Raw genomic sequence first — 20,658 nt, 5'->3', positions numbered from 1 at the left:
CGTTTTTCTCTCCGTTGTTTCTGTATTACGCCTGCGCTGATTCAAGTTTTGTTGCTTTCCAGCCGTAAACCAGAAGGTATTCTCACTTTCTGGATTTCCATGCGACATTTGAGCGCCCTGTTAGCTTGCAGCCTTGCCGCGATGGCGGCCATGGCAAGCGCCAAAGATGCCCCCGCTTCGGCGAGCGCGGCCGCCTCCGCGCCGATGTCGGCGTCGGCGCGTGCGGCCGCCATGAAAACCCTGACCGAATCGGTGAAGGGCAAGGAGGCCAAGGCGCCTGTCGTCGTCGCGCCCACGGCGCGCGAGAAGGAAGAAGCGGCCGAAGTCGACCTGTCCGAACGCATCGCGGCGCGCCTGGCGGAAATGCGCGCCACCCAGGCGGCCCGCGCCGCCGCCCGCGCCAAGCGGGCCGCCGTGGTGAAGGCCGCGCCGCCGCCACCGCCGCCCGTGGCGCGCGGCACGCACTGGTCGTACGAGGGGGAGAGTGGTCCGGCCAACTGGAGCAAGATCAATGTCGACTGGGCCAAGTGCGGCAATGGCAACCGCCAGTCGCCGATCGATATCCGCGATGGCATGAAGGTGGAACTCGAGCAGATCAGCTTTGACTACCATCCGTCGTCGTTCAATGTGGTCGACAACGGCCACACGGTGCAGGTGGGCGTGAGCGGCGGCAATTACATCACGGTGCAGAACCGCATGTTCGAGCTGCAGCAATTCCATTTCCACCGTCCGTCCGAAGAGCGCATCAATGGCAAGGCATTCGAAATGGTGGTGCACCTGGTGCATCGCGATGCGGAAGGCCGGCTGGCGGTGCTGGCGCTGCTGCTGGAGCGGGGCGCGCCGCAAGCGACCATCCAGACCGTGTGGAACAACCTGCCGCTGGAAAAATTCGACACCATGCAGCCGACCATCCTGCTCGATCCCGCCGAGATGCTGCCGGCGCGGCGCGACTACTACACGTATATGGGATCGCTGACTTCGCCGCCGTGCAGCGAGGGCGTGCTGTGGCTGGTGATGAAGCAGCCGGTGCAGGCTTCGCCGGCGCAGATGGCGCTGTTCAGCCGTTTGTATCCGCTCAATGCGCGCCCGGTGCAAGCCGGTAACGGACGCATCATCAAGGAATCGAATTAAACGAATTCCAGGCGCTGGCGGCCGGTCCATTCGGCGCCGGCGGCCAGCAGGTCGGGCTGGATCAGGGCAGGCTCGATGCAGATGAAGCGCTGGTACTCGTCGTCGCCCAGGTCGGGCAGGGCGGCCGCGTCCTGCGCGCCGGGGTTCCACACGACGGCATCCGTGAAGCCCTGCTGCTCCAGGCGCAGCGTATGGCGGCCGGACTGCAGGGTCAGGGCGCCCGGCAACTGGTAATAGATGCGGTCCAGCTTGTCCGAAAATTGCAGCTCCTCTTCCGCCTGCAAGGCATCCTGCGGCGTCTCGTCCGAATAGCGCACGCGCTGCAGGCCGCCAACGCGGGCCTCGCTCAATCGATCGATCGCAAAATAGCTGTGCAGGGCGGCCGAGAACGGAAACGCCTGTTCGCCCGTGTTGTGCACGGACAGGTACAGTTCCAGCGATTGGCCTTGCACCGCCACGCGCAGGCGCAGGGTGAAGGCCCATGGCCAGCTGGCGGCGATCGCCTCCGGCAGGTCCGTGTGCTGCAGGATGAATTGCGCCCATGCGGCCCCATCGGTCTCGCCCGTCGATTCCAGCTGCCAGGTCGCCACGCGCGCAAAGCCGTGGCGCATGCCCGTGCCGCGCGCGCCGAACTGGGGGAAGATCAAGGGCACGCCGCCCCGGATGGCGCGGCTGCCGTCGAGGGCGGAATCGCGGCTGCAGAACAGGCGCTCCTGGCCATCGCTGGTTTGCCACGAGACCAGGTGGCCGCCGTACAGGGTGACGGTCGCCTGCGCGCCATCGGCGGCGCGGATGGTCACGGCCGGCAACTGGCCAAAGGTGCTGTCGCTCATGCTAGGCTTTCATGTCAGGTCAAACGGCTTTTCGCCAGCGGCGGATTCTTGGCAAAGTAATTCTTGATGCCCGTGACGATGGCGTCGGCCATCTGGTCCTGGTAGCCGTTGTCGGTCAGCTTGGCTTCTTCCTCCGGATTCGAGATGAAGGCCGTCTCGATCAGGATGGACGGGATGTCCGGCGCTTTCAGCACGGCGAAGCCGGCCTGCTCGACGGAACCCTTGTGCAGGCGGTTGATGCCGCCGATTTCGCGCAGCACGGCCTTGCCCAGCTTCATGCTGTCATTGATCTGCGCCGTCGTCGACAGGTCGAGCAGCACGCTGGCCAGCTGCTTGTCGTGGTTCTTCACGTTCACGCCGCCGATCAGGTCGGCCTGGTTTTCCTTGTTGGCCAGCCAGCGCGCGGCCGTCGAGGTGGCGCCCTTTTCGGACAGCACGAAGACAGACGAGCCGCGCGCCGTCGGCTGGATGAAGGCGTCGGCGTGGATCGAGACGAACAGGTCGGCCTGCACCTTGCGCGCCTTTTCCACGCGCATGCCCAGCGGGACGAAGAAGTCGGCGTCGCGCGTGAGCATGACGCGCATGTTCGGCTGCAATTCCAGCTTGGTCTTGAGGCGCTTGGCGATGGCCAGCACCACGTCTTTTTCGCGGCTGCCCCGGCTGCCCATGGCGCCAGGGTCTTCGCCGCCGTGACCGGGATCGAGCGCGATGGTAATCATGCGCACCACTTTCTGGCCCGGCAGGGGGCGCGCTTCGGGGCGCTGTTCCGGACGCAGTTCGGGCACGGGCGGCACGGTGGGCGCCGGCGGCGTCACGGCGGCCACGGGCGGCTTGCCGCTCTCGGGCAGCGGCAGCGCGGGCGGCGGCGTATGCGTGTCGGCCATAGGCGGCTTGGCGGGGTCGCTCGACCAGTCGCCCTTTTCGATCATCTGCGCGATCAGGTCCGGCTCGCGCACGGGATACAGGTCGAAGATCAGACGGTGGTTGTAGGAACCGGCCGGCGGCAGGGTAAACAGCTGCGGCGTGACTTCTTCCTTCAGGTCGAACACGAGGCGCACGACATTGGGCCGGTTCTGGCCCACGCGCACCTGTTTGATGTACGGGTCGTTCGACTGGATCTTCGCCACCAGGCCCTTCAAGGTGGGATTGAGTTCCAGCCCTTCGATGTCGACCACCAGCCGTTCCGGGTCCTTGACGATGAAGTGGGTCGCCTTGAGGATGCTGTCGTTTTCCAGGGTGACGCGGGTGTAGTCCTCGGCCGGCCAGACGCGCACGGCGAGAATTTGCGCCGCCATCGCCGACATGGGCGCGAACACGGACAACAGCAGGGTGCCGCCGGCCTTGAGCACCGTGCGCCGGGTGATGGGCGAGGAGATCAAAGGTTCGGGGCGAATTTGAGACGGTGAAGGCATGACAGACCCAATTCAGAAGACGCTTGCAATTCTACATCACGTCCTGTACCCGCAACGTTCAAATAAATATTCAGGTCGGCAGGCGGCAGCACCGGTTCGGCTTTCTCCGGCCATTCGACGATGCAGATATTGCGCCCGTCGAAGTCTTCGCGAAAGCCCGCGTCGAGGAATTCCTCGGCACTGCCCATGCGGTACAGGTCGAAGTGGATGACGTTGACGCTCTGGCCGTCGAGCTGCACCGTGTACGGTTCGGACAAGGTGTAGGTGGGACTTTTGACGTGGCCCGCGTGGCCGGCCGCGTGCAGCAGGGCGCGCGTGAGGGCCGTCTTGCCGGCGCCCAGGTCGCCGTGCAGGTAGATCGCCAGGCCGGGCGCCAGCGCGCGCGCCAGCGCGGCGCCCAGCGCGGCGGTGCCGGCTTCGTCGTGGAGGTGGGCTGTGAAGTGTTCGGTCATGATCTTCCGTATCGCATAAAATGGAGGCTGCTGTCATTGTAACCGCCCGCGCGCCTGCCGTTTTCCGTAAAGTCCCCTATGTCCGCCACCACCACCGATCTCGCCGTCCTGGCGCGCACCATCAAGGAATGGGGGCGCGAGCTGGGTTTTGCCGAGGTGCGCATCGCCGACGTGGACCTGTCGCACATGGAAGCACCGTTGCAGGCCTGGCTCGATGCAGGGTATCACGGCGAAATGGATTACATGGCCAGCCACGGCATGAAGCGCGCGCGCCCGGCCGAACTGGTGCCGGGCACGGTGCGTGCCATCAGCGCGCGCATGAACTACCTGCCGCCGGCGCTGGGCCCCGACTGGCGCGCACACGAGGCGGCGCGCGACGCCGACCCCGCGGCGGCCGTGATCTCCGTGTATGCGCGGGGCCGCGACTATCACAAGGTGATGCGTTCGCGCCTGCAGCAGCTGGCAGACCGCATCAAGGGCGAGATCGGCGACTTCGGCTACCGCGTCTTCAGCGATTCGGCGCCCGTGATGGAAGTCGAGCTGGCGCAAAAGGGCGGCTTGGGCTGGCGCGGCAAGCACACTTTGCTGATCAACCGCCAGGGCGGTTCCTTCTTTTTCCTCGGCGAGATCCTCATCGACGTGCCGCTGCCCGTCGACCCGCCCGAGACCCCGCGCTGCGGCCAGTGCTCGGCGTGCATCACGGTGTGCCCGACGCAAGCCATCCTGGGGCCGTACCAGCTCGACGCGCGGCGCTGCATCTCCTACCTGACGATTGAGCTGAAGGGCGCGATTCCCGTCGAGATGCGCCCCCTGATCGGCAACAAGGTGTACGGCTGCGACGATTGCCAGACCGTCTGCCCGTGGAACAAGTTCGCCCAGCGCGCCGTCGTGCCCGACTTCGACGAGCGCCACAGCCTGGGCAGCGCCGGCATGGTGGAGCTGTTCGCCTGGACGGAAGAGGAATTCAACCGCCGCATGGAAGGCAGCGCGATCCGCCGCATCGGCCACGAACGCTGGCTGCGCAACCTGGCCGTCGGCATGGGCAACGCGGCCGCCAAGGCCCGGGGCCAGGCCGACATCGTCGCGGCCCTGCTGTCGCGCCGCGCGCATCCGTCGGCCATCGTGCGCGAGCACGTCGAATGGGCACTGGCCTTGCACGGCATCGCTTGAGCTGCGTTTAAGCCTGCTTCAGGCGCAGCGCCGACCACTCGCTGTCGATGGCGATCATCGCCACGCTGTCGAGACCTGTTGCCTGCGCATACAGGCGAATATCGTCGCGGTGGATATCGCTGCCCGCCTTGATGCCACCCTTGCGGTACGCCACCCAGACCGCGCCGCCCGGCGCCAGGCGCGCCTGCGCCGCCGGCAGGAACTGCTCCAGTTCCGCGCGGCTGCGCGCGAACAGCAATATCCAGTCGGCGTTTTCTCCTTCGCTCACCCGCCGTTCGGCCGGCAACTGCGCCAGCAGGGCGGCATGCTCGCCGCCGTCATTGAGCACGGCCAGGGCTCTGGCATTTTTCACAACCATTTTCTCAGCAACAGTTTTTTCAGGCATGGCATCGGCGTGTCGGTTGGGAAAAGACGAGCATAACAAATTTCTCCTTGACTTATCGATATATCGTTATAAAATAGCGATACCTACTAACGATATATCTTTAAAGAGAAAACATGAGAAACTCACACCACGCAGAACACGGCCATTGCGGCCAGCATCACCATCACCATCACCATCAAGGCGGGCATCGCCACGAACACCATCACGAATACTTCATGCACGGCCGCGGCCCGCGCGGCTTCGACGAGCGCGGCGACGGCATGGGCCATGGCGGCCCTAGTGGCCGGGGCGGGCGCGGCGAACGGGCCGAGCGCGTCTTCGGCCGCGGCGATCTGCCGCTGATCGTGCTGGCGCTGATCGAAATCAGCCCCCGTCACGGCTACGAAATCATCAAGGCCATCGAAGAGCGTTGCGGCGGCGCGTATGCCCCCAGCCCCGGGGCCGTGTATCCGACCTTGACCTTGCTGGAAGAGCAGGATCATGTGACGTCCTCCGAAAGCGCCAGCGGCAAGAAGCTCTACACGATCACGGAGCTGGGGCGCGCCTATCTCGACGAGAACCGCGCCCAGGTAGACGGCATCCTGGCCCGCCTCGACATGTTTGCCCGCGTCCAGGCGCGTAACGCCTTGCCCGAGCGCGTGCGCCAGGCCATGCACACCCTCAAGCATGCGCTGTTGCTGAACAAGACTAACTGGAGCGAAGCGGAAGCCGAGCGCGTGTCCGCCGTGCTGGAACAGGCGGCGAACGCCATCGTCGACGGCCACTGAGCCCACTTTACAAGGACAAGCAATGACTACTGCCTCACCTGCAACACCACGTCCGCATGCCATCGAGCGCGTGCGGCATGACTTGAAACTGCGCGTGCTCACCGTCGTGCGCACCGAACAGCTGACGCCGCACATGCGCCGCATCACACTGGCGGGCGACGACCTGGACGGCTTTGTCTCGCCCGCGCACGACGACCACGTGAAACTGTTCTTCCCCGCCCCGGGCCAGACGACGCCCGTGTTCCCCGTGCTGGGCAATGGCGCCAATCCCATCGAGTATGCGGAAGGGCCGCGCCCCATCGCCCGCAATTACACGCCGCGCCGCTACGACGCCGAACGGCGCGAGCTGGAAATCGACTTCGTGCTGCATGGCGACGGGCCTGCATCGTTGTGGGCGGCGCAAGCGGCGCCCGGCCAGACCCTGGGCGTGGGCGGGCCGCGCGGCTCGATGCTGGTACCGCTCGACTTCGACTGGTATGTGCTGGTGGGCGACCAGACGGCCTTGCCGGCCATCGCCCGCCGCCTGGAGCAGCTGCCGGCCACGGCGCGGGCCATCGCCGTGATCGAGATCGTCGAAGACGGCGAGCAGATCGCGCTCGAGTGCGCGGCGCAGCTGGACGTGCGCTGGGTGGCGCGCAATGGCCGCCAGGGTCCGCTGCTGCTCGACGCCTTGCGCCAGATCGCGCTGCCGTCAGAGGGAGACGGCTACGTGTGGGTGGCGTGCGAGCATGCGCAGGTGCAGGGTTTGCGCGCGCATTTTATCGACGCCGGGGTGCCGAAGCAGCATCTGCATGTGGCCAGTTACTGGAAGCATGGGGCGGCGGAGCACCATGAGCATCACGATGCGTGATGGTGGTGATGGTGGTGTCGGGTTACGCGCTTTGCGCTAACCCGACCTACGCCGACCTGCGTTGCAATATACGGCGTAATCCAACGTTACCGCCATTACTTCAACAACCCCGCCAGCTCCACCGCCGTCTTGACCTGCATCTTGTCGAAGATATGCGCGCGGTGGACTTCCACGGTGCGCATGCTGATGCCCAGCTTGTCGGCCACCACCTTGTTCATCTTGCCCGCCAAAATCAGGTCCAGCACTTCGCGTTCGCGTGACGACAGGGTGGCCAGGCGCGCATGCACGGCGGCCAGTTCGCCCGCCTGGCGCGAGTTGGCCAGGCCCTGCTGCACGCGGTCCATCAGGTCGTTGTCGTTGAACGGCTTTTCAAAGAAATCGAAGGCGCCCCGTTTCAGGCTGTCGACGGCCATCGGCACGTCGCCGTGGCCGGTGAGGAAAATCACGGGCAGGCGCGCCGCCAGGTCGCGCTTGACCAGCTGGTCGAACAGGGCGATGCCGTTCATGTCGGGCATGCGCACGTCGAGCAGCACGCAGTCGCCGGCGGCGTCGAAGCCGCCGTCCAGGCTATCGAGAAATTGCTGGGCGCTGGCGTAGCTGCGCGCCTCGATGCTGCGCGAGGCGGCCAGCCAGGAGAGGGAGTCGCGCACGACTTCTTCGTCGTCGATGATGTGTAGCATGGTGTCTCCGGCTTGTCGGTTATTCGTTATGCGTTATTGCCTGATGCGGCGCGCGGCGCGGCCGGCACGCTGAAGGTAAAGATGGTACCGCCAGCGGGGTTGGCGCCGAAGGTCAGCGCGCCGCCGTGAAATTCGATGGCGGTGCGGCAGATGTTCAGGCCCATGCCCATGCCTTCGGACTTGGTCGAGAAAAACGGCGAAAACAGCCGCTCGGCCACGTCCACCGGGATGCCGTGGCCATGGTCGATCACGTCCACCGTCACCATGCCTTGCTGCGCGTCGTGGCTGGCCCGCAGACGCATGATACGCCGTCCGGGCGCCGCATCCTGCATGGCCTCGATGGCGTTGCGCGTCAGGTTCAGCAGCACTTGCTCGATCATCACGGGGTCGGCGCGCAGCAGCGGCAGGTCCGGCGGCAGCTCTTCCTGGATGGTGACATAGTATTTGCGCGCCTGCAGGTCGATCAGCGCGCGGATGCCGTCGATCAGGGTGCGCAGGGCGATATCCTGGCGCTGCGGTTCGCTCTTGCGCACGAAATCGTGCACGCTGCGGATGATCTGGCCGGCCCGCTGCGCCTGCGCGCTGGCCTGTTCCAGCGCCGGCTTCAGGGTGCCCGGATCGACGGGGGCGTCATGCTCGATGGCGCGGCGGATCAAATTCAAGGCCCCTGTCGTGTAGCTGGAAATGGCCGCCAGCGGCTGGTTCAGTTCATGCGCCAGCATCGACGCCAGCTCGCCCATGGTGGCCAGGCGCGAGCTCGTTTGCAGTTTTTCCTGCTGCTGGCGATTGAGCTCCTCGACCCGCTTGCGGTCCGAGATGTCGAGCACGGAACCCATCCAGCCCGTCTGCTGGCCGTTCTTGTCCACCAGCGGCGCTTCGAAGATCAGCACGGGCACGCGCGTGCCGTCCGGGCGCTGGAAATAGGTTTCGAACTGCGGCGTGGGATTGCCGGCCAGGGCCTTGACGAAGCGCTGCTGGTATTCCTCCAGCGCTTCGGGCACCCAGTAGGGCATGGGCGGCAGACGGCCCAGGATTTCCTCGGGCGGATAGCCGACGATCTGGCAAAACGCGGGATTCACGTAGGTGACCCTTCCTTCCAGGTCGCGCGCGCGCATGCCCGTCACCAGCGAGTTTTCCATCGCCGTGCGGAACAGCATCTGCTGGCGCAGCGCGCCCTCGGCCACCAGGCGGCGCGAAATATGCCGCCACAGGGCCAGCAAGCTCCACAGCAAACCCAGCGACAGGGCGATGACGGAGCCGACCAGCAGATTGGGCAGCAGCTTGGGCTGGCTTTTCACGCTGTCGGTAAACAGGGTGATGGTGGCGCCAGGCACGTCGAGCGCGCGCTTGTGCGTGTACACGCCGTGGCCGGGACCGGCGGCGGCGCGCCGCGCCAGCACCTTGTCGTCGCGGTCGATCAGCGAAATCTGGTTATCCTGGGCGAACCACCACGGCACCATTTCATCGAGCAGGCTGCTGATCTGATAGGTGGCCACCAGGCTGCCCACGTAGCGCTGGCCATCGAACAGGGGCTGGTGGTAATCCATCAGCATGGCGCCCGGCGGCGCGTCGGGAAAGCCCGTCTGCTGCGAAGGCTGGGCGTATTGGCCCCGGTGCAGGCGGCGCGCATTGTCGGCCGCCATCAGCGAGGCCGGCGCAAACGACAGGGCGTGCGGCAGCTTGTTGTCGCTGGTGGCCAGTACCTTGCCGCTCGTGTCGAGCCACAGCACGCGCTGCAATTCGCGGCCATTGCGCAGCATCTGCTGCAGCCGTTCGTGCACTTTTTCCGCCGACAGGGAGCCGCTGGCGATGTCCACGCCCAGGTTGAACAGGCTTTCCTCGTTGCGCGCCAGCTGGAAGCGGATGGTCTGTTCCACCCACAGCGTATCGGCGATCAGCTGCTCCTGGCGCTCGTTGCTTTCCATCTGGCGTGCCTGCCAGGGCAGCCAGAACAGGATGGACAGGAACAGCAGCAGCAGGATGACGGGCAGCAGCCAGCGCATCGGACTCGATAGCTTGAAGCGGCGCGCAAGGGTGGGGGGAGTCGGCATGGCTGGCAGGGTAGCGGCTTATCGGGAACCGGCTATTGTGGTTAACCACAATAGCCGAGGCAGTTTCTTTGGCACAATATCCAAGTAGACAAATAATAAAGTTTTTCTAAAAACCATTCAGGAGACAAAAATGCAGATGAAAACCATGTTCGTCGCGCTGTGCGCGGCCATCGGCGCCACCGCCGGCGTCCACGCTTACGCGCAAGCCCCCATCGTCATCAAGTTCAGCCACGTCGTGGCGACGGACACGCCGAAAGGCCAGGCCGCAGAACGCTTCAAGCAACTGGCCGAAAAAGCCACGAATGGCAAGGTCAAGGTCGAACTGTACCCGAACAGCCAGCTGTACAAGGACAAGGAAGAACTCGAAGCGCTGCAGCTGGGCGCCGTACAGATGCTGGCGCCGTCGCTGGCCAAGTTCGGCCCGCTGGGCGTGAAGGAATTCGAAGCGTTCGACCTACCCTACATCTTCCCCACCAAGACGGCGCTGTACAACGTCACCGAAGGCGAAATCGGCAAGAGCCTGCTGAAAAAGCTTGAGCCCAAGGGTATCACGGGCCTGGCCTACTGGGACAATGGCTTCAAGGTGATGTCGGCCAACAAGCCGCTGCATACCCCGGCCGACTTCAAGGGCCTGAAAATGCGCATCCAGTCGTCGAAGGTGCTTGACGCGCAAATGCGCGCGCTGGGCGCCAACCCGCAAGTGCTGGCCTTCTCGGAAGTGTATCAGGCGCTGCAGACGGGCGTGGTCGACGGCACGGAAAATCCGCCATCGAATATGTACACGCAAAAGATGCATGAAGTGCAAAAGCACGTGACCGTGTCCAACCACGGCTACCTGGGCTATGCCGTCATCGTCAACAAGAAATTCTGGGACGGCTTGCCGCCCGATATCCGCACGCAGCTGGAAAAAGCCATGCGCGAGGCGACCACGTTTGAAAAAGCCATTGCCCAGCGCGACAACGACCAGGCCCTCGAGGCCATCAAGAAAGCGGGCAAGACGCAGATCTACACGCTGACGGTGCAGGAACAGGCCGAGTGGCGCAAGGCGCTGGCGCCCGTGCAGAAGGCCATGGAAGGGCGCATCGGCAAGGATCTGATCTCGGCCATCAACAAGGAAAGCGCGAAGTAAGCATTGAGCGCGCCGCGCCGCCTGGCGCGGCAGGCAGGGCATCCCTGCCAGTCCGTTTGAACGACTCCCGCGCGTCCTGCGCGGGAGTGCGTGCACCCGCATTCTTTGAAAGTCCACCATGAAATTTCTGGATCACCTGGAAGAGTGGCTGATCGCGACCCTGATGGGCGCGGCCACCTTCATCATCTTCGTCGCGGTCGTGCACCGCTACCTGGCAGGCTTGCCGATTCCGGGCCTGCAAGACTTCCTGATTCAAATCAACACCAGCTGGGCCCAGGAACTGTGCATCTACATGTTCGTCTGGATGGCCAAGTTCGGCGCCGCGTATGGCGTGCGCACGGGCATCCACGTGGGCGTCGACGTCCTGATCAACCGCATGAACCCCCGCTGGCGCGACCGCTTCATCGTCTTCGGCCTGGCCGCCGGCGCCCTGTTTACGGGCATCGTCGGGACACTTGGCGCCAGCTTCGTGTGGTCGATCGGCCACACGGACCAGACCTCGGCCGACATGGAAGTGCCGATGTGGCTGGTCTACCTGGCCGTGCCGCTCGGTTCCTATCTGATGTGCTTCCGCTTCCTGCAGGTGATGGTGCATTTCATCAAGACGGGCGCCTTGCCAAAACACGACCACTCGCACGTCGAGGGCCTGGAAGATGAACTGACGGCAGAAGAAAAAGGAGCCAAGGCATGAACGCGCTGATTATTTTTGTGCTGCTGCTGGCGCTGATGCTGACCGGCATGCCGATCTCCATCTCGCTGGGCCTGACGGTATTGACGTTCCTGTTCACCATGACCAGCGTGCCCATCGAATCGGTGGCCCTGAAGATCTTCACGGGTATCGAGAAGTTCGAAATCATGGCCATCCCGTTCTTCATTTTGGCGGGAAACTTCCTCACGCATGGCGGGGTGGCGCGGCGCATGATCAATTTCGCCAGCTCCATGGTCGGCCACTGGCATGGCGGCCTGGCGCTGGCCGGCGTGATGGCGTGCGCGCTGTTTGCGGCCGTCTCCGGCTCGAGCCCCGCCACCGTCGTGGCGATCGGCTCCATCATCCTGCCGGCCATGGTCAAGCAGGGCTATCCGCGCGGTTTCGGCGCCGGCGTCATCACGACTTCGGGCGCGCTGGGCATTCTGATCCCGCCCTCTATCGTGATGGTGATGTATTCCGTCAGCACGAACACGTCCGTGGGCAAGCTGTTCATGGCGGGCGTGATTCCCGGCATGATGCTGGCCATGCTGCTGGGCCTGACCACGTGGTTTTTGGCGCGCAAGCACAACTATCCGCGCATGCAGAAGGCCAGCTGGGGCGAGCGCTTCGTCACGTTCAAGAAGAGCGCCTGGGGCCTGCTGCTGATCGTCATCGTCATGGGCGGCATCTATTCGGGCGCGTTTACGCCGACGGAAGCGGCCGCCATGGCTGCCGTGTACGCCTTCATCATCGCCGTCTTCGTCTACAAGGACTTGAAGATCAAGCAAGTGGGCAAGGTCTTGCTCGATTCGGCCGCCATGTCGGCGATGCTGTTGTACATCATCACCAATGCCGTGCTGTTCTCGTTCCTGATGACCAGCGAAAACATCCCGCAGGCGATGGCCGAATGGATCACGGGCAAGGGCCTGGGCGTGATCAGCTTCTTGCTGGTGGTCAACGTACTGCTGTTGTTGGCTGGTAACGTCATGGAACCGTCGTCCATCGTGCTGATCATGGCGCCGATCCTGTTCCCTGTCGCCATGAAGCTGGGCATCGATCCTGTGCACTTCGGCATCCTGATCGTGGTCAACATGGAAGTGGGCATGTGCCATCCGCCCGTGGGCTTGAACCTGTACGTGGCGTCCGGCATTACCAAGATGGGCATCTCGGAGCTGACCGTGGCCGTGATGCCATGGCTGCTGACGATGCTGGCCTTCCTGGGCTTGATTACCTACGTACCACAAATCTCGCTGTGGTTGCCAAATTTAATTTACAACTAAAACAGTTGTCCCCTTCATGGTGCAAAAAAAGTCGATCCTGCCGAACAAATGCGCTATGATGGGCAGCCTTAAGGGGAAACACGTATATGCATATGCGCCCCGGTAGCAAGGCTGAAATACAGAATTGGCAACAAGGTTAGTGGGGGAGTGGTCTATAAAAACGGTATTGATACCGGGGATATATTGAGGAGACACACGTTTCACAGAAGTTGTTGAGTCATAGCTGTCTGCGGCCACAAGCCGGCACCGGCGGACCCAAACGACCGGGAACGTGAAGCAATATTTGAAGCGCACCGGCTGGTGCGCTTTTTTTTCGTGCGCAGGAAACGTCTGCCGGCACGCCCAAAGTCGGTGCATAATTCCTGTGGCGCGGTTTCCGGCGCCGGCAAGTTGCATATATGCCACACTTGAATAATGATCAGCAGATGAAAAAACAACAGGGCAGTGAACTGTTCAGCGCCATCGTGGCCGCGCCGTTTGGCGCCATGGGCGTGCGCGCGCAGGACGGCCAAGTATGCGAATTGGTCTACCTGCCGCCGCACTTTGCCGAGAAAGACGCGCAGGATGCCGTCTCCGAGCGGGCGTGCGAACAACTGGCGCGCTATTTCCTCGACCCCGATGCGCCGTTCGACCTGCCGCTGGCGGGCCTGGGCAGCGCTTACCAGCAACGGGTATGGGCGGCGATCGCCGGTATCCCGCGCGGCCAGGTGCGCACGTATGGCGACGTGGCGCGCCTGATCGGTTCGGCGCCGCGCGCCGTGGGCCAGGCCTGCGGCGCCAATTGGTTTCCCGTGGTGATCCCCTGCCACCGCGTGACGGCCGCCGGCGGCCTGGGCGGCTTTGCCCACCATGACGATGCGACCGGCTTCCACCTGGGCGTCAAGCGCTGGCTGCTGGCGCATGAAGGCGTGGAAGCTTACCGATGATGAACAGTCTGCTGGCGCCCGACAACGCCACCCTGATCGATGAATTCTGCGACAGCCTGTGGCTGGAAGACGGCCTGTCGAAAAACTCGCTCGATGCCTACCGGCGCGACATGCGGCTGTTCGCCCGCTGGCTGGAAGTGGCGCGGCCCGGGCGCGAGGGCCTGTACGAGGTATCCACGGCCGACATCGAGGCGTATTTCGCCGCCCGCCACGACGAAAGCAAGCCGACGTCGTCGAACCGGCGCCTCTCTGTGCTCAAGCGTTTTTACCAGCTGGCCTTGCGGCACAAGCATATCGCGGCCGACCCATGCCTGAAGATGGTGTCGGCCAAGCAGCCGGCGCGCTTCGTGCATACCTTGAGCGAAGCGCAGGTGGAAGCGTTGCTGGCGGCGCCCGACGTGAGCACGCCACTGGGCTTGCGCGAGCGCACCATGCTCGAACTCATGTACGCCAGCGGCTTGCGCGTGTCGGAACTGGTGGACTTGCAATCCGTGGAACTGAGCCTGAACGATGGCGTGCTGCGCATCACGGGCAAGGGCAGCAAGACGCGGCTGGTGCCGTTCGGCGAACAGGCGCGGCTGTGGATCGAGCGCTACCTGAAGGAGGCGCGCGGCGTCATCCTCGACGGGCAGATGGACGACGCGCTGTTCGTCACGCGGCGCGGCGGCGCCATGACGCGGCAAATGTTCTGGGTCATCATCAAGAAACACGCGCTGAACGCGGGCATCACGGCGCCGCTGTCGCCGCATACCTTGCGCCACGCGTTCGCCACGCATTTGCTGAACCACGGTGCGGACTTGCGTGTTGTGCAATTGTTACTGGGGCACTCCGATATTTCCACCACGCAGATTTACACGCATGTGGCCCGTGAACGGCTGAAACTGCTGCACGCGCAGCATCATCCGCGAGGCTAAACATTTGGAGTTTGCTCCAACTACGTCATAATGTGCCTTATATGCTTATCTGTAACATCTAAAAACTAAAGAGGTAGTAAATGGCCAAGACAAATTTCCAATACGAAAAACGGCAAAAAGAGCTGGAAAAGAAGAAGAAAGCCGAGGAAAAAGCCAGGCGCAAGCTGGAAGCGAAAAACAATCCGAAGCCGGCCGATGGCAGCGAGGGCGATGAGCCGGAAGCGGACGACGCAGACGTCGACGCTGATCCAGCCGCCGCTGGCGACGCTCCTGCCCAGCCGCAGTAATTCCCCTGTTTCTGACGACCGGTGCGGCATGGCCGCGCCGGTCTCCCCGCGTTTTTCCTTCCCCCGCTACAAGCGCGGCCGCTGGCCGATCGCCAGTTGCAGCTGCGTGCTGGCGATGGCCGCATCGGCGCGCGCCTGCACATAACCCTGATACGCCTCATCGGCCGAACGCTGCGCCGCCAGCCATTCCAGCAGCGAGGCATTGCCACTGAAGTAGGACAGGCGCATGCCGTCGACCACCTTTTGCGCATCGACCAGCACGCCGTCGCGGTAGCGCGCCAGCCTGTCCTGCGCCGCACGCAGCTGCCGCTGCGCCGTGCGCACCTGCGTTTCCGCCGCCAGTTCCGCCTGGCGCAGGGCCAGCATCGCTTGCGTCACGCCCGCTTCCGCCTGCACGACGTCGCCCTTGTCGCGCCGCGACAGGGGGATGGGGATGGCCAGCGATACGCTCAAGGCGCGCGAGCGTGGCGACCCGTCGACGGGATTGCCGCTGGCGTCAACGCCGTCACGGTAGCCGCGCGCGGCGGCCAGGCCCACGGTGACGGTCGGGTCGACCGAGCGGTTGGCGCGCACGAGTGCCGCGCCGTCGCGCAGATTGTCCACGGTGGCGCGGGCGATGCGCACGTCGCTGCGCGCCGCGAGCGCCTGCGGCACCAGGGTGCTGGCATCCTGGTCGGCATACGCGGCGAAGTCGCAGGCCAGCTGCGCGTCCGGAAACAGGCTGTCGAACCGGCGGCCCAAGGGGGGCGACAAATTCAACATGGCGCTGTCCGCCTCGCTGCGCGCCTGCGCCAGCTCGGCCTGGAACTGGTCGCGTTCCACGCGCGACTGCAGCAGCTCGATGCCGCCCACGTCGCCCGCCTTGCGCCGCACGGCATTCGCGTCGACGACTTTCGACAGGGCCGCCATGGTCTGCTCCTTGCGCGCGAGGACCTCGCGCGTGCGGCACGCTTCCGTGAACGCGGCGGCGGCCGTGCCATACAGTTCGCTTTTGAAGCCGGCCACCGTTTCCTCGGCCAGCGCGACATGGCTGTGCGCCGCCTTCAAGCGCGCGGCGCGCTTGCCGCCCGTCTCGATGGCCATGCTGATGGCCGGATTCCATGTAATTGGGCGGTGTTCGATGCTGCGCACGGTCTCGCGCGTGGCGCCCAGGGTGAATTCGGGATCGGGACGCAGGCCGGCGATGCCGATGCCGGCCTTGGCCGAGACGATGTCTTCCTGCTGCGCCTGCAATTCCAGGCTGTGGCTTTCCACGGCGGACAAATAGGTCTCGAAGGTCAACGGGGCGGCGCTGGCGCAGGGGGCGATCAGCCAGGCCGCCAGCAATACATTAAAACGTGTCATGGTTCACTCCTTCGGTATCGGTCCGGCGTTGTTGTACATACGCCTCGATCAGGTAATACAGGGCCGGCAACAGCAGCAGGGTCAGCGCCGTCGCCGTCACCAGCCCGCCCACCACGACGGTGGCCAGCGGGCGCTGCACGTCGCTGCCCAGGCCCGTGGCCAGCATGGCCGGCGTCAGGCCCAGGGCGGCCACGGTGGCCGTCATCAGCACGGGGCGCATGCGGTCGCGCGCGCCACCCAGCACGGCGTCGCGCAAGCTCATGCCTTCGTCCGCGCGCAAGCGGTTGATCTGCGCCAGCATCAGCACGGCATTGAGCACGGCCACGCCGAACAGGGCGATGAAGCCGACGGCGCTCGACACGTTCAGGGTCATGCCGCGCAGGTGCAGCGCGGCCAGGCCGCCCAGCATGGCCAGCGGCACGGCCAGCAAGACCAGCGCGGGCTGGCGCAGGTTGCGGAACTGGCCAAACAGCAGCAGGAACATGGCGCCCAGGGTCATCGGCAGGATCAGGGCCAGGCGGCTTTGCGCGCGCTGCAGGTTTTCAAACTGGCCGCCCCACTCGACGCTGATGCGCTGGTGCTCGTTGGCCACGGCTTGCGCCACCAGCGGGCGCGCTTCGGCCAGGAAGCCGGCCAGGTCGCGTCCGCGGGCATTGAGGCGCACGATGATGTGGCGCCGCCCCATTTCGCGCACGATCACGCTTTCGCCCGAGGTGGTGCTGATGGTGGCCACCTGCGCCAGTGGCACCCTGGCACCGTTGGCGGCCGTGAGCTTCAGGCTGGCGATGGCGTCCGGGCTGGAACGCGTGGCGGGCGGGAAGCGCACGGCGATGTCATAGCTTTTCTCGCCCACGTAGACCTGGCCGATGGGCGCGCCGCCGATGCCGGTGGCAATCAGGTCGGCCACGTCGGCCGCATTGATGCCGTAGCGGGCCGCCTTCGCGCGGTCCAGTTCCACCTTCAGGTTGGGCAGCGGCGGCTCCACGTCCACGGCCACGTCGGAGGCACCGGGGACGGTTTTCAGTACGTTGGCCACCTTGCCGGCGATGGCGCGCACCTCATCGAGGTCGTTGCCGAAGATTTTCACCGTCAGGTCGCTGTGCGCGCCCGACAATTTGTCCTGCACGCCATCGATCATCGGCTGCATGAAGGCGACTGTGACGCCGGGCATGCGCGCGAAGCGTGCGTTCATTTTCGCGATCAGCTGCTGCTTGCTCATGCCCGACTTCCAGCTTTTATACGGATGCAGTCCCACGCTTGCCTCGATGTGCGACGGCGTCCAGTAATCGGTGCCGTCGTCGTTGCGTCCCGTCTGCGTGACGATGGTCGACACTTCCGGGAATTCCAGCGCGGCGCGGCGCAGTTCGCTGGCCATCTCCGACGCCTTGTCCAGGGTGATCCCGGGCGGCATCTGCACTTGCAGCCACAGCGAACCCTCATCGAGGTAGGGTAAAAAATCGCGGCCGATGCTGCCGCCCAGGATGGCAAGCGCTGCGAGCGATCCTGCGCACACCATCGCCACCCAGCGCTTCTTGCCCACCATGCGTTCGAGGAAGCGCCCGTACGCGGACGCCAGCTTGTCCAGCGCGCGGTTATGGAAGGTGCGGCGCGGCTTGCGCAGGGCCAGCCAGGCCAGGCCAGGGATCAGCACCAGCGCCACCACCAGCGCGCCCGCCAGCGCCGCGCCCACCGCATACGCCATCGGTGAGAACAGCTTGTACTCGATGCGCTGGAAGGCGAACAGGGGCAGGTAGGCGGCGATGATGACGGCCATGCCGAACATGATGGGCCGCGCCACCTGCAGGGTCGCCTCGATGGCGTCCTGCAGGGTCAGGGGACGGTCCTGCTCCCGTTCGCGGCGGCGCAGCATGTTTTCCAGCACCACCACGGAACCGTCGACGAGGATGCCGAAGTCGATCGCTCCCAAGGACAGCAAATTGGCGGGAATCTTAAAGTGGTGCATGAAGATAAAGGCGATCAGCAGGGCCAGCGGGATCGTCAGCGCGACGATGGCGGCCGCGCGCGGGCTGCCCAGATACAGCAGCAGCACGAGGGCGACGAGCAGCATGCCTTCGCCCAAGGTAAATCCCACCGTGTGCAGGGTGGCGTCGATCAGCGAGCTGCGGTCCAGGTAGGGCACGACCTTGACGTCCTTCGGCAGCACGTTGGCGTTCAGGTCATCGACGGCCGCATGGATGCCGGCCAGCGCCTCGGACGGGTTGAAATCCTTCAGCAACAGGGTGATGCCTTCGATGGTGTCGGGGTTGTCGTCCTTGCCCAGGATGCCGCGCCGCTCCACGTTGCCGTAAGCGAGCTTGCCCAGGTCCCTCACCAGCACGGGCACGCCGTCCTTGCTGCTGACGACGACATTGCCCATGTCGTCGAGCGAATGCAGCAGGCCCACGCCGCGCACCACGTACGATTGCTGGCCGCGGTCGATCACGCTGCCGCCGCCGCTGAGGTTATTGGCATTGATGGCGTCCTTCACCTGCGCCAGCGAGAAGCCGTAGCTGTCCAGTTTTGCGGGATCGAGTTCCAGCATGAACTGCGTCGTCAGGCCGCCGAAATTGCTGACGTCGGCCACGCCGCGCACTTGCTGCAGGCGCGGGATCACGGTCCAGAACTGCAGCTCGGACAGTTCGCGCAGGGAGCGCGTTTTCGATTCCAGCGTGTAGCGGTAGATTTCGCCCGTGGGCGAGGTGTAGGGATCGAGTCCCGGCTTGGCGTCGTACGGCAGGTTCACGCTGGCCAGGCGCTCCTGCAACCGTTCGCGCGTGAAGTAGCCGTCGCTGCCATCCTCGAACACCACGGTGATCAGCGACAGCGCGAACAGGCTGCGCGTGCGCAGCACGTGCATGCCGGGCGTGCCGAGCAGGGCGCGCTCGAGCGGGATGGTGATCTGCTGTTCGATTTCCTCGGCGCCCAGGCCCGGCACCTGCGTGACGATCTGCGAAGTGACGTCGGCGATGTCGGGATAGGCTTCGATGGGCAGCTGCTTCCAGCAGTAGACGCCGTAGACGGCGACGAACAGCAGCACCAGCCAGACGATGCCGCGCCGCTGGCAGCAGGTGGCGATGAAACGGTCAATCATTGAGCAGCACTCCTTCCTTGACGACGATGCGTTCGCCCGCTTTCAGGCCGGCGAGGATTTCCACCTGTTCTCCATGGCTGGCGCCCACTTCCACCGTGCGCGGCGTAAATACCAGCGGGCTGCGCTCGACCATCACGCGCGTCGATGGCCCGCTTTGCAGCACGGCGGCCGCGGGCACGAGGAGGGCGCGGCGGCTGGCGCCGGCGAACCCCGCGTGGGCAAACATGCCGGGCTTGAAGGTGCCGGCGCGGTTGTCGATGGCCACGCGCACTTTCACCGTGCGCGTCTCGGGATCGAGCACGGCGCCCACATACGCGACCTTGCCCTCGAAAGCCTTGCCGGGCCAGGCGTCGACGGTGATGCGGGCCGTCTGGCCCACGGCCACCTGCGCCAGGTCCCTTTCGGCCACGTTGGCCGACAGCCACACGGTGGAGAGATCCGCCACCGTCATGACGGGCGCGTTGATATCGTTCCAGTAGCCGCCCTGGGCGCCTTCCATGGCGATCACGGTGCCGGCGATGGGCGAACGCAGCACGTAGTCGCGGCGGGTGCCGCGTGTGCCGCGCGCGCCGGCGCCGTACTGGGCCAGCTTGTCGGCGCTGGCCTGCGCGTCGCTGCCCGCCTGCGCAAAGGCCGCCTGGGCCGCCTCATACTCCTTGCGCGCGGCGATTTCCGCCTCGAACAGCGTTTTCTGGCGCTCCAGTTCCTGGCGCGCCTGCAGCAGGGCGGACTTCGCCTTGCTGTCGTCCGCGTAGGCAGCACTGAGTTCCGCCGAGTCGAGCGTGAACAGCGGGTCGCCCGCCTTCACGCTGTCGCCCAGGGCGCGCTGCAAGCGCGTGATGCGCCCGGCCAGGGGCGGCGTGATCTTCACCAGTTTTTCCGGCATCGCTTCGATGCTGCCCGGTGCCTCCGTCTGCGTGGCGATCTCCTGTTCCTGCACGGCGGCGATCTGCAGGCGCTGGCGCAGCGGCGACATCCTGTCGACGGCGATGCTGCCGTCGTCCAGATGCATCGATTGGACGGGCGGCGTGGCTGCCGCCGTCGGTTTGGCGCAGCCGGCCAGGGCCGAGCAGGCGAGAGCGAGGGCGCAGCTGGCGCCCAGGGCGTTGCGGGTGGTCGTGTTCATCCCGTGTTTCCTTGTTATTGATGGTGATGGGGCATGCGTGGATGCCGTGCCCAGGCGGGCGGTCAGAGGGGAGCGCGGGCAGCGGTATGACAGCGCCGGAAAAGCATAGCAATGTGCTCCTGAAGAAGCGCCCAAGAACGCC

At 64.9% G+C, this 20,658-nt stretch carries 20 protein-coding genes; 10 read left to right on the top strand and 10 right to left on the bottom strand.

Annotated features, from left to right (window positions below):
* Positions 1 to 41: 41 nt before the first annotated feature.
* Positions 42 to 233 carry a hypothetical protein gene (locus tag AC3RCG_RS24390; protein ID WP_240453691.1) on the bottom strand — a complete coding sequence of 64 codons (192 nt, stop codon included), beginning with the start codon at positions 231 to 233 and terminating at the stop codon, positions 42 to 44.
* Here AC3RCG_RS24390 and AC3RCG_RS24385 point away from each other — a divergent pair.
* Positions 232 to 1,131, top strand: a complete 900-nt coding sequence (locus tag AC3RCG_RS24385) for a carbonic anhydrase (RefSeq protein WP_343216092.1) — start codon at positions 232 to 234, stop codon at positions 1,129 to 1,131. The genes AC3RCG_RS24390 and AC3RCG_RS24385 overlap by 2 nt on opposite strands.
* Here the strand turns inward: AC3RCG_RS24385 and AC3RCG_RS24380 are convergent.
* The 3 genes from AC3RCG_RS24380 to tsaE are packed head-to-tail and all read right to left on the bottom strand — an operon-like array spanning position 1,128 to position 3,828.
* Positions 1,128 to 1,964 carry a D-hexose-6-phosphate mutarotase gene (locus AC3RCG_RS24380; protein ID WP_492401720.1) on the bottom strand — a complete coding sequence of 279 codons (837 nt, stop codon included), beginning with the start codon at positions 1,962 to 1,964 and terminating at the stop codon, positions 1,128 to 1,130. The genes AC3RCG_RS24385 and AC3RCG_RS24380 overlap by 4 nt on opposite strands.
* A gap of 14 nt (positions 1,965 to 1,978) precedes the next feature.
* Positions 1,979 to 3,376 (bottom strand): N-acetylmuramoyl-L-alanine amidase, encoded by a 1,398-nt coding sequence (locus AC3RCG_RS24375; protein ID WP_070223035.1) that lies wholly within the window; start codon positions 3,374 to 3,376, stop codon positions 1,979 to 1,981.
* Positions 3,340 to 3,828 (bottom strand): tRNA (adenosine(37)-N6)-threonylcarbamoyltransferase complex ATPase subunit type 1 TsaE, encoded by a 489-nt coding sequence (tsaE, locus tag AC3RCG_RS24370; protein ID WP_070223037.1) that lies wholly within the window; start codon positions 3,826 to 3,828, stop codon positions 3,340 to 3,342. The genes AC3RCG_RS24375 and tsaE overlap by 37 nt, the downstream gene beginning before the upstream one ends.
* A gap of 78 nt (positions 3,829 to 3,906) precedes the next feature.
* Here tsaE and queG point away from each other — a divergent pair, with 78 nt between their 5' ends.
* Positions 3,907 to 4,998: a tRNA epoxyqueuosine(34) reductase QueG gene (gene queG / locus AC3RCG_RS24365; RefSeq protein WP_070223039.1), complete on the top strand. Its 1,092-nt coding sequence runs from the start codon at positions 3,907 to 3,909 to the stop codon at positions 4,996 to 4,998.
* Positions 4,999 to 5,005: 7 nt separating this feature from the next.
* On the opposite strand, the gene AC3RCG_RS24360 is transcribed toward queG, so the two are convergent.
* Entirely contained in the window at positions 5,006 to 5,350 is a 345-nt protein-coding gene (locus AC3RCG_RS24360; RefSeq protein WP_492401723.1) for a DUF3052 family protein, read from the bottom strand.
* A 248-nt stretch (positions 5,351 to 5,598) separates the two neighbouring features.
* On the opposite strand from AC3RCG_RS24360, the gene AC3RCG_RS24355 reads away from it, so the two are divergent.
* Complete coding sequence (locus AC3RCG_RS24355; RefSeq protein WP_492401724.1) at positions 5,599 to 6,150, top strand: PadR family transcriptional regulator; 552 nt, start codon at positions 5,599 to 5,601, stop codon at positions 6,148 to 6,150.
* Between the two features lie 22 nt (positions 6,151 to 6,172).
* A complete protein-coding gene (locus AC3RCG_RS24350; RefSeq protein ID WP_492401725.1) occupies positions 6,173 to 7,000 on the top strand; it encodes a siderophore-interacting protein in 828 nt (275 codons plus the stop codon).
* Positions 7,001 to 7,095: 95 nt separating this feature from the next.
* Here the strand turns inward: AC3RCG_RS24350 and AC3RCG_RS24345 are convergent, their stop codons facing one another.
* Complete coding sequence (locus AC3RCG_RS24345; RefSeq protein WP_492401726.1) at positions 7,096 to 7,680, bottom strand: response regulator transcription factor; 585 nt, start codon at positions 7,678 to 7,680, stop codon at positions 7,096 to 7,098.
* A 26-nt stretch (positions 7,681 to 7,706) separates the two neighbouring features.
* Positions 7,707 to 9,731: a sensor histidine kinase gene (locus tag AC3RCG_RS24340; protein ID WP_492401727.1), complete on the bottom strand. Its 2,025-nt coding sequence runs from the start codon at positions 9,729 to 9,731 to the stop codon at positions 7,707 to 7,709.
* A 136-nt stretch (positions 9,732 to 9,867) separates the two neighbouring features.
* Here AC3RCG_RS24340 and AC3RCG_RS24335 point away from each other — a divergent pair, with 136 nt between their 5' ends.
* The 6 genes from AC3RCG_RS24335 to AC3RCG_RS24310 all read left to right on the top strand — a co-directional run bounded on the left by AC3RCG_RS24335 (position 9,868) and on the right by AC3RCG_RS24310 (position 14,955).
* Positions 9,868 to 10,860: a TRAP transporter substrate-binding protein gene (locus AC3RCG_RS24335; protein ID WP_492402061.1), complete on the top strand. Its 993-nt coding sequence runs from the start codon at positions 9,868 to 9,870 to the stop codon at positions 10,858 to 10,860.
* 118 nt (positions 10,861 to 10,978) lie between these two features.
* Entirely contained in the window at positions 10,979 to 11,551 is a 573-nt protein-coding gene (locus tag AC3RCG_RS24330; RefSeq protein ID WP_099409695.1) for a TRAP transporter small permease, read from the top strand.
* Positions 11,548 to 12,828: a TRAP transporter large permease gene (locus AC3RCG_RS24325; protein ID WP_070223052.1), complete on the top strand. Its 1,281-nt coding sequence runs from the start codon at positions 11,548 to 11,550 to the stop codon at positions 12,826 to 12,828. The genes AC3RCG_RS24330 and AC3RCG_RS24325 overlap by 4 nt, the downstream gene beginning before the upstream one ends.
* 425 nt (positions 12,829 to 13,253) lie before the next feature.
* Entirely contained in the window at positions 13,254 to 13,754 is a 501-nt protein-coding gene (locus tag AC3RCG_RS24320; RefSeq protein ID WP_492401729.1) for a methylated-DNA--[protein]-cysteine S-methyltransferase, read from the top strand.
* Positions 13,751 to 14,668, top strand: a complete 918-nt coding sequence (xerD, locus tag AC3RCG_RS24315; RefSeq protein WP_409027886.1) for a site-specific tyrosine recombinase XerD — start codon at positions 13,751 to 13,753, stop codon at positions 14,666 to 14,668. The genes AC3RCG_RS24320 and xerD overlap by 4 nt, the downstream gene beginning before the upstream one ends.
* An 80-nt stretch (positions 14,669 to 14,748) precedes the next feature.
* Positions 14,749 to 14,955, top strand: coding sequence for a hypothetical protein (locus tag AC3RCG_RS24310; protein WP_070223057.1), 207 nt, complete (start codon positions 14,749 to 14,751; stop codon positions 14,953 to 14,955).
* A 66-nt stretch (positions 14,956 to 15,021) separates the two neighbouring features.
* On the opposite strand, the gene AC3RCG_RS24305 is transcribed toward AC3RCG_RS24310, so the two are convergent.
* The 3 genes from AC3RCG_RS24305 to AC3RCG_RS24295 are packed head-to-tail and all read right to left on the bottom strand — an operon-like array spanning position 15,022 to position 20,516.
* Positions 15,022 to 16,299, bottom strand: coding sequence for a TolC family protein (locus AC3RCG_RS24305; protein WP_492401731.1), 1,278 nt, complete (start codon positions 16,297 to 16,299; stop codon positions 15,022 to 15,024).
* The gene (locus tag AC3RCG_RS24300) at positions 16,286 to 19,390 is read right to left on the bottom strand and encodes an efflux RND transporter permease subunit (RefSeq protein WP_492401733.1); all 3,105 of its coding nucleotides are present in this window, start codon (positions 19,388 to 19,390) and stop codon (positions 16,286 to 16,288) included. The genes AC3RCG_RS24305 and AC3RCG_RS24300 overlap by 14 nt, the downstream gene beginning before the upstream one ends.
* Positions 19,383 to 20,516, bottom strand: coding sequence for an efflux RND transporter periplasmic adaptor subunit (locus AC3RCG_RS24295; RefSeq protein WP_121670399.1), 1,134 nt, complete (start codon positions 20,514 to 20,516; stop codon positions 19,383 to 19,385). The genes AC3RCG_RS24300 and AC3RCG_RS24295 overlap by 8 nt, the downstream gene beginning before the upstream one ends.
* Between the last annotated feature and the right edge of the window lie 142 nt (positions 20,517 to 20,658).

The organism is Janthinobacterium sp. GW823-FHT01H08 (assembly GCF_058797855.1).
Note: the sequence above shows the minus strand (reverse complement) of the source record. Positions and strands in the feature narration are given on the sequence as shown.

Coding starts and splice junctions, on each gene's coding strand:
- AC3RCG_RS24385 (WP_343216092.1), top strand. CDS start 232: ATGAAAACCCTGACCGAATCGGTGAAGGGCAAGGAGGCCAAGGCGCCT.
- AC3RCG_RS24390 (WP_240453691.1), bottom strand. CDS start 233: ATGGCGGCCGCACGCGCCGACGCCGACATCGGCGCGGAGGCGGCCGCG.
- AC3RCG_RS24380 (WP_492401720.1), bottom strand. CDS start 1,964: ATGAGCGACAGCACCTTTGGCCAGTTGCCGGCCGTGACCATCCGCGCC.
- AC3RCG_RS24375 (WP_070223035.1), bottom strand. CDS start 3,376: ATGCCTTCACCGTCTCAAATTCGCCCCGAACCTTTGATCTCCTCGCCC.
- tsaE (WP_070223037.1), bottom strand. CDS start 3,828: ATGACCGAACACTTCACAGCCCACCTCCACGACGAAGCCGGCACCGCC.
- queG (WP_070223039.1), top strand. CDS start 3,907: ATGTCCGCCACCACCACCGATCTCGCCGTCCTGGCGCGCACCATCAAG.
- AC3RCG_RS24355 (WP_492401724.1), top strand. CDS start 5,599: ATGCACGGCCGCGGCCCGCGCGGCTTCGACGAGCGCGGCGACGGCATG.
- AC3RCG_RS24350 (WP_492401725.1), top strand. CDS start 6,173: ATGACTACTGCCTCACCTGCAACACCACGTCCGCATGCCATCGAGCGC.
- AC3RCG_RS24345 (WP_492401726.1), bottom strand. CDS start 7,680: ATGCTACACATCATCGACGACGAAGAAGTCGTGCGCGACTCCCTCTCC.
- AC3RCG_RS24340 (WP_492401727.1), bottom strand. CDS start 9,731: ATGCCGACTCCCCCCACCCTTGCGCGCCGCTTCAAGCTATCGAGTCCG.
- AC3RCG_RS24335 (WP_492402061.1), top strand. CDS start 9,868: ATGAAAACCATGTTCGTCGCGCTGTGCGCGGCCATCGGCGCCACCGCC.
- AC3RCG_RS24330 (WP_099409695.1), top strand. CDS start 10,979: ATGAAATTTCTGGATCACCTGGAAGAGTGGCTGATCGCGACCCTGATG.
- AC3RCG_RS24325 (WP_070223052.1), top strand. CDS start 11,548: ATGAACGCGCTGATTATTTTTGTGCTGCTGCTGGCGCTGATGCTGACC.
- AC3RCG_RS24320 (WP_492401729.1), top strand. CDS start 13,254: ATGAAAAAACAACAGGGCAGTGAACTGTTCAGCGCCATCGTGGCCGCG.
- xerD (WP_409027886.1), top strand. CDS start 13,751: ATGATGAACAGTCTGCTGGCGCCCGACAACGCCACCCTGATCGATGAA.
- AC3RCG_RS24310 (WP_070223057.1), top strand. CDS start 14,749: ATGGCCAAGACAAATTTCCAATACGAAAAACGGCAAAAAGAGCTGGAA.
- AC3RCG_RS24305 (WP_492401731.1), bottom strand. CDS start 16,299: ATGACACGTTTTAATGTATTGCTGGCGGCCTGGCTGATCGCCCCCTGC.
- AC3RCG_RS24300 (WP_492401733.1), bottom strand. CDS start 19,390: ATGATTGACCGTTTCATCGCCACCTGCTGCCAGCGGCGCGGCATCGTC.
- AC3RCG_RS24295 (WP_121670399.1), bottom strand. CDS start 20,516: ATGAACACGACCACCCGCAACGCCCTGGGCGCCAGCTGCGCCCTCGCT.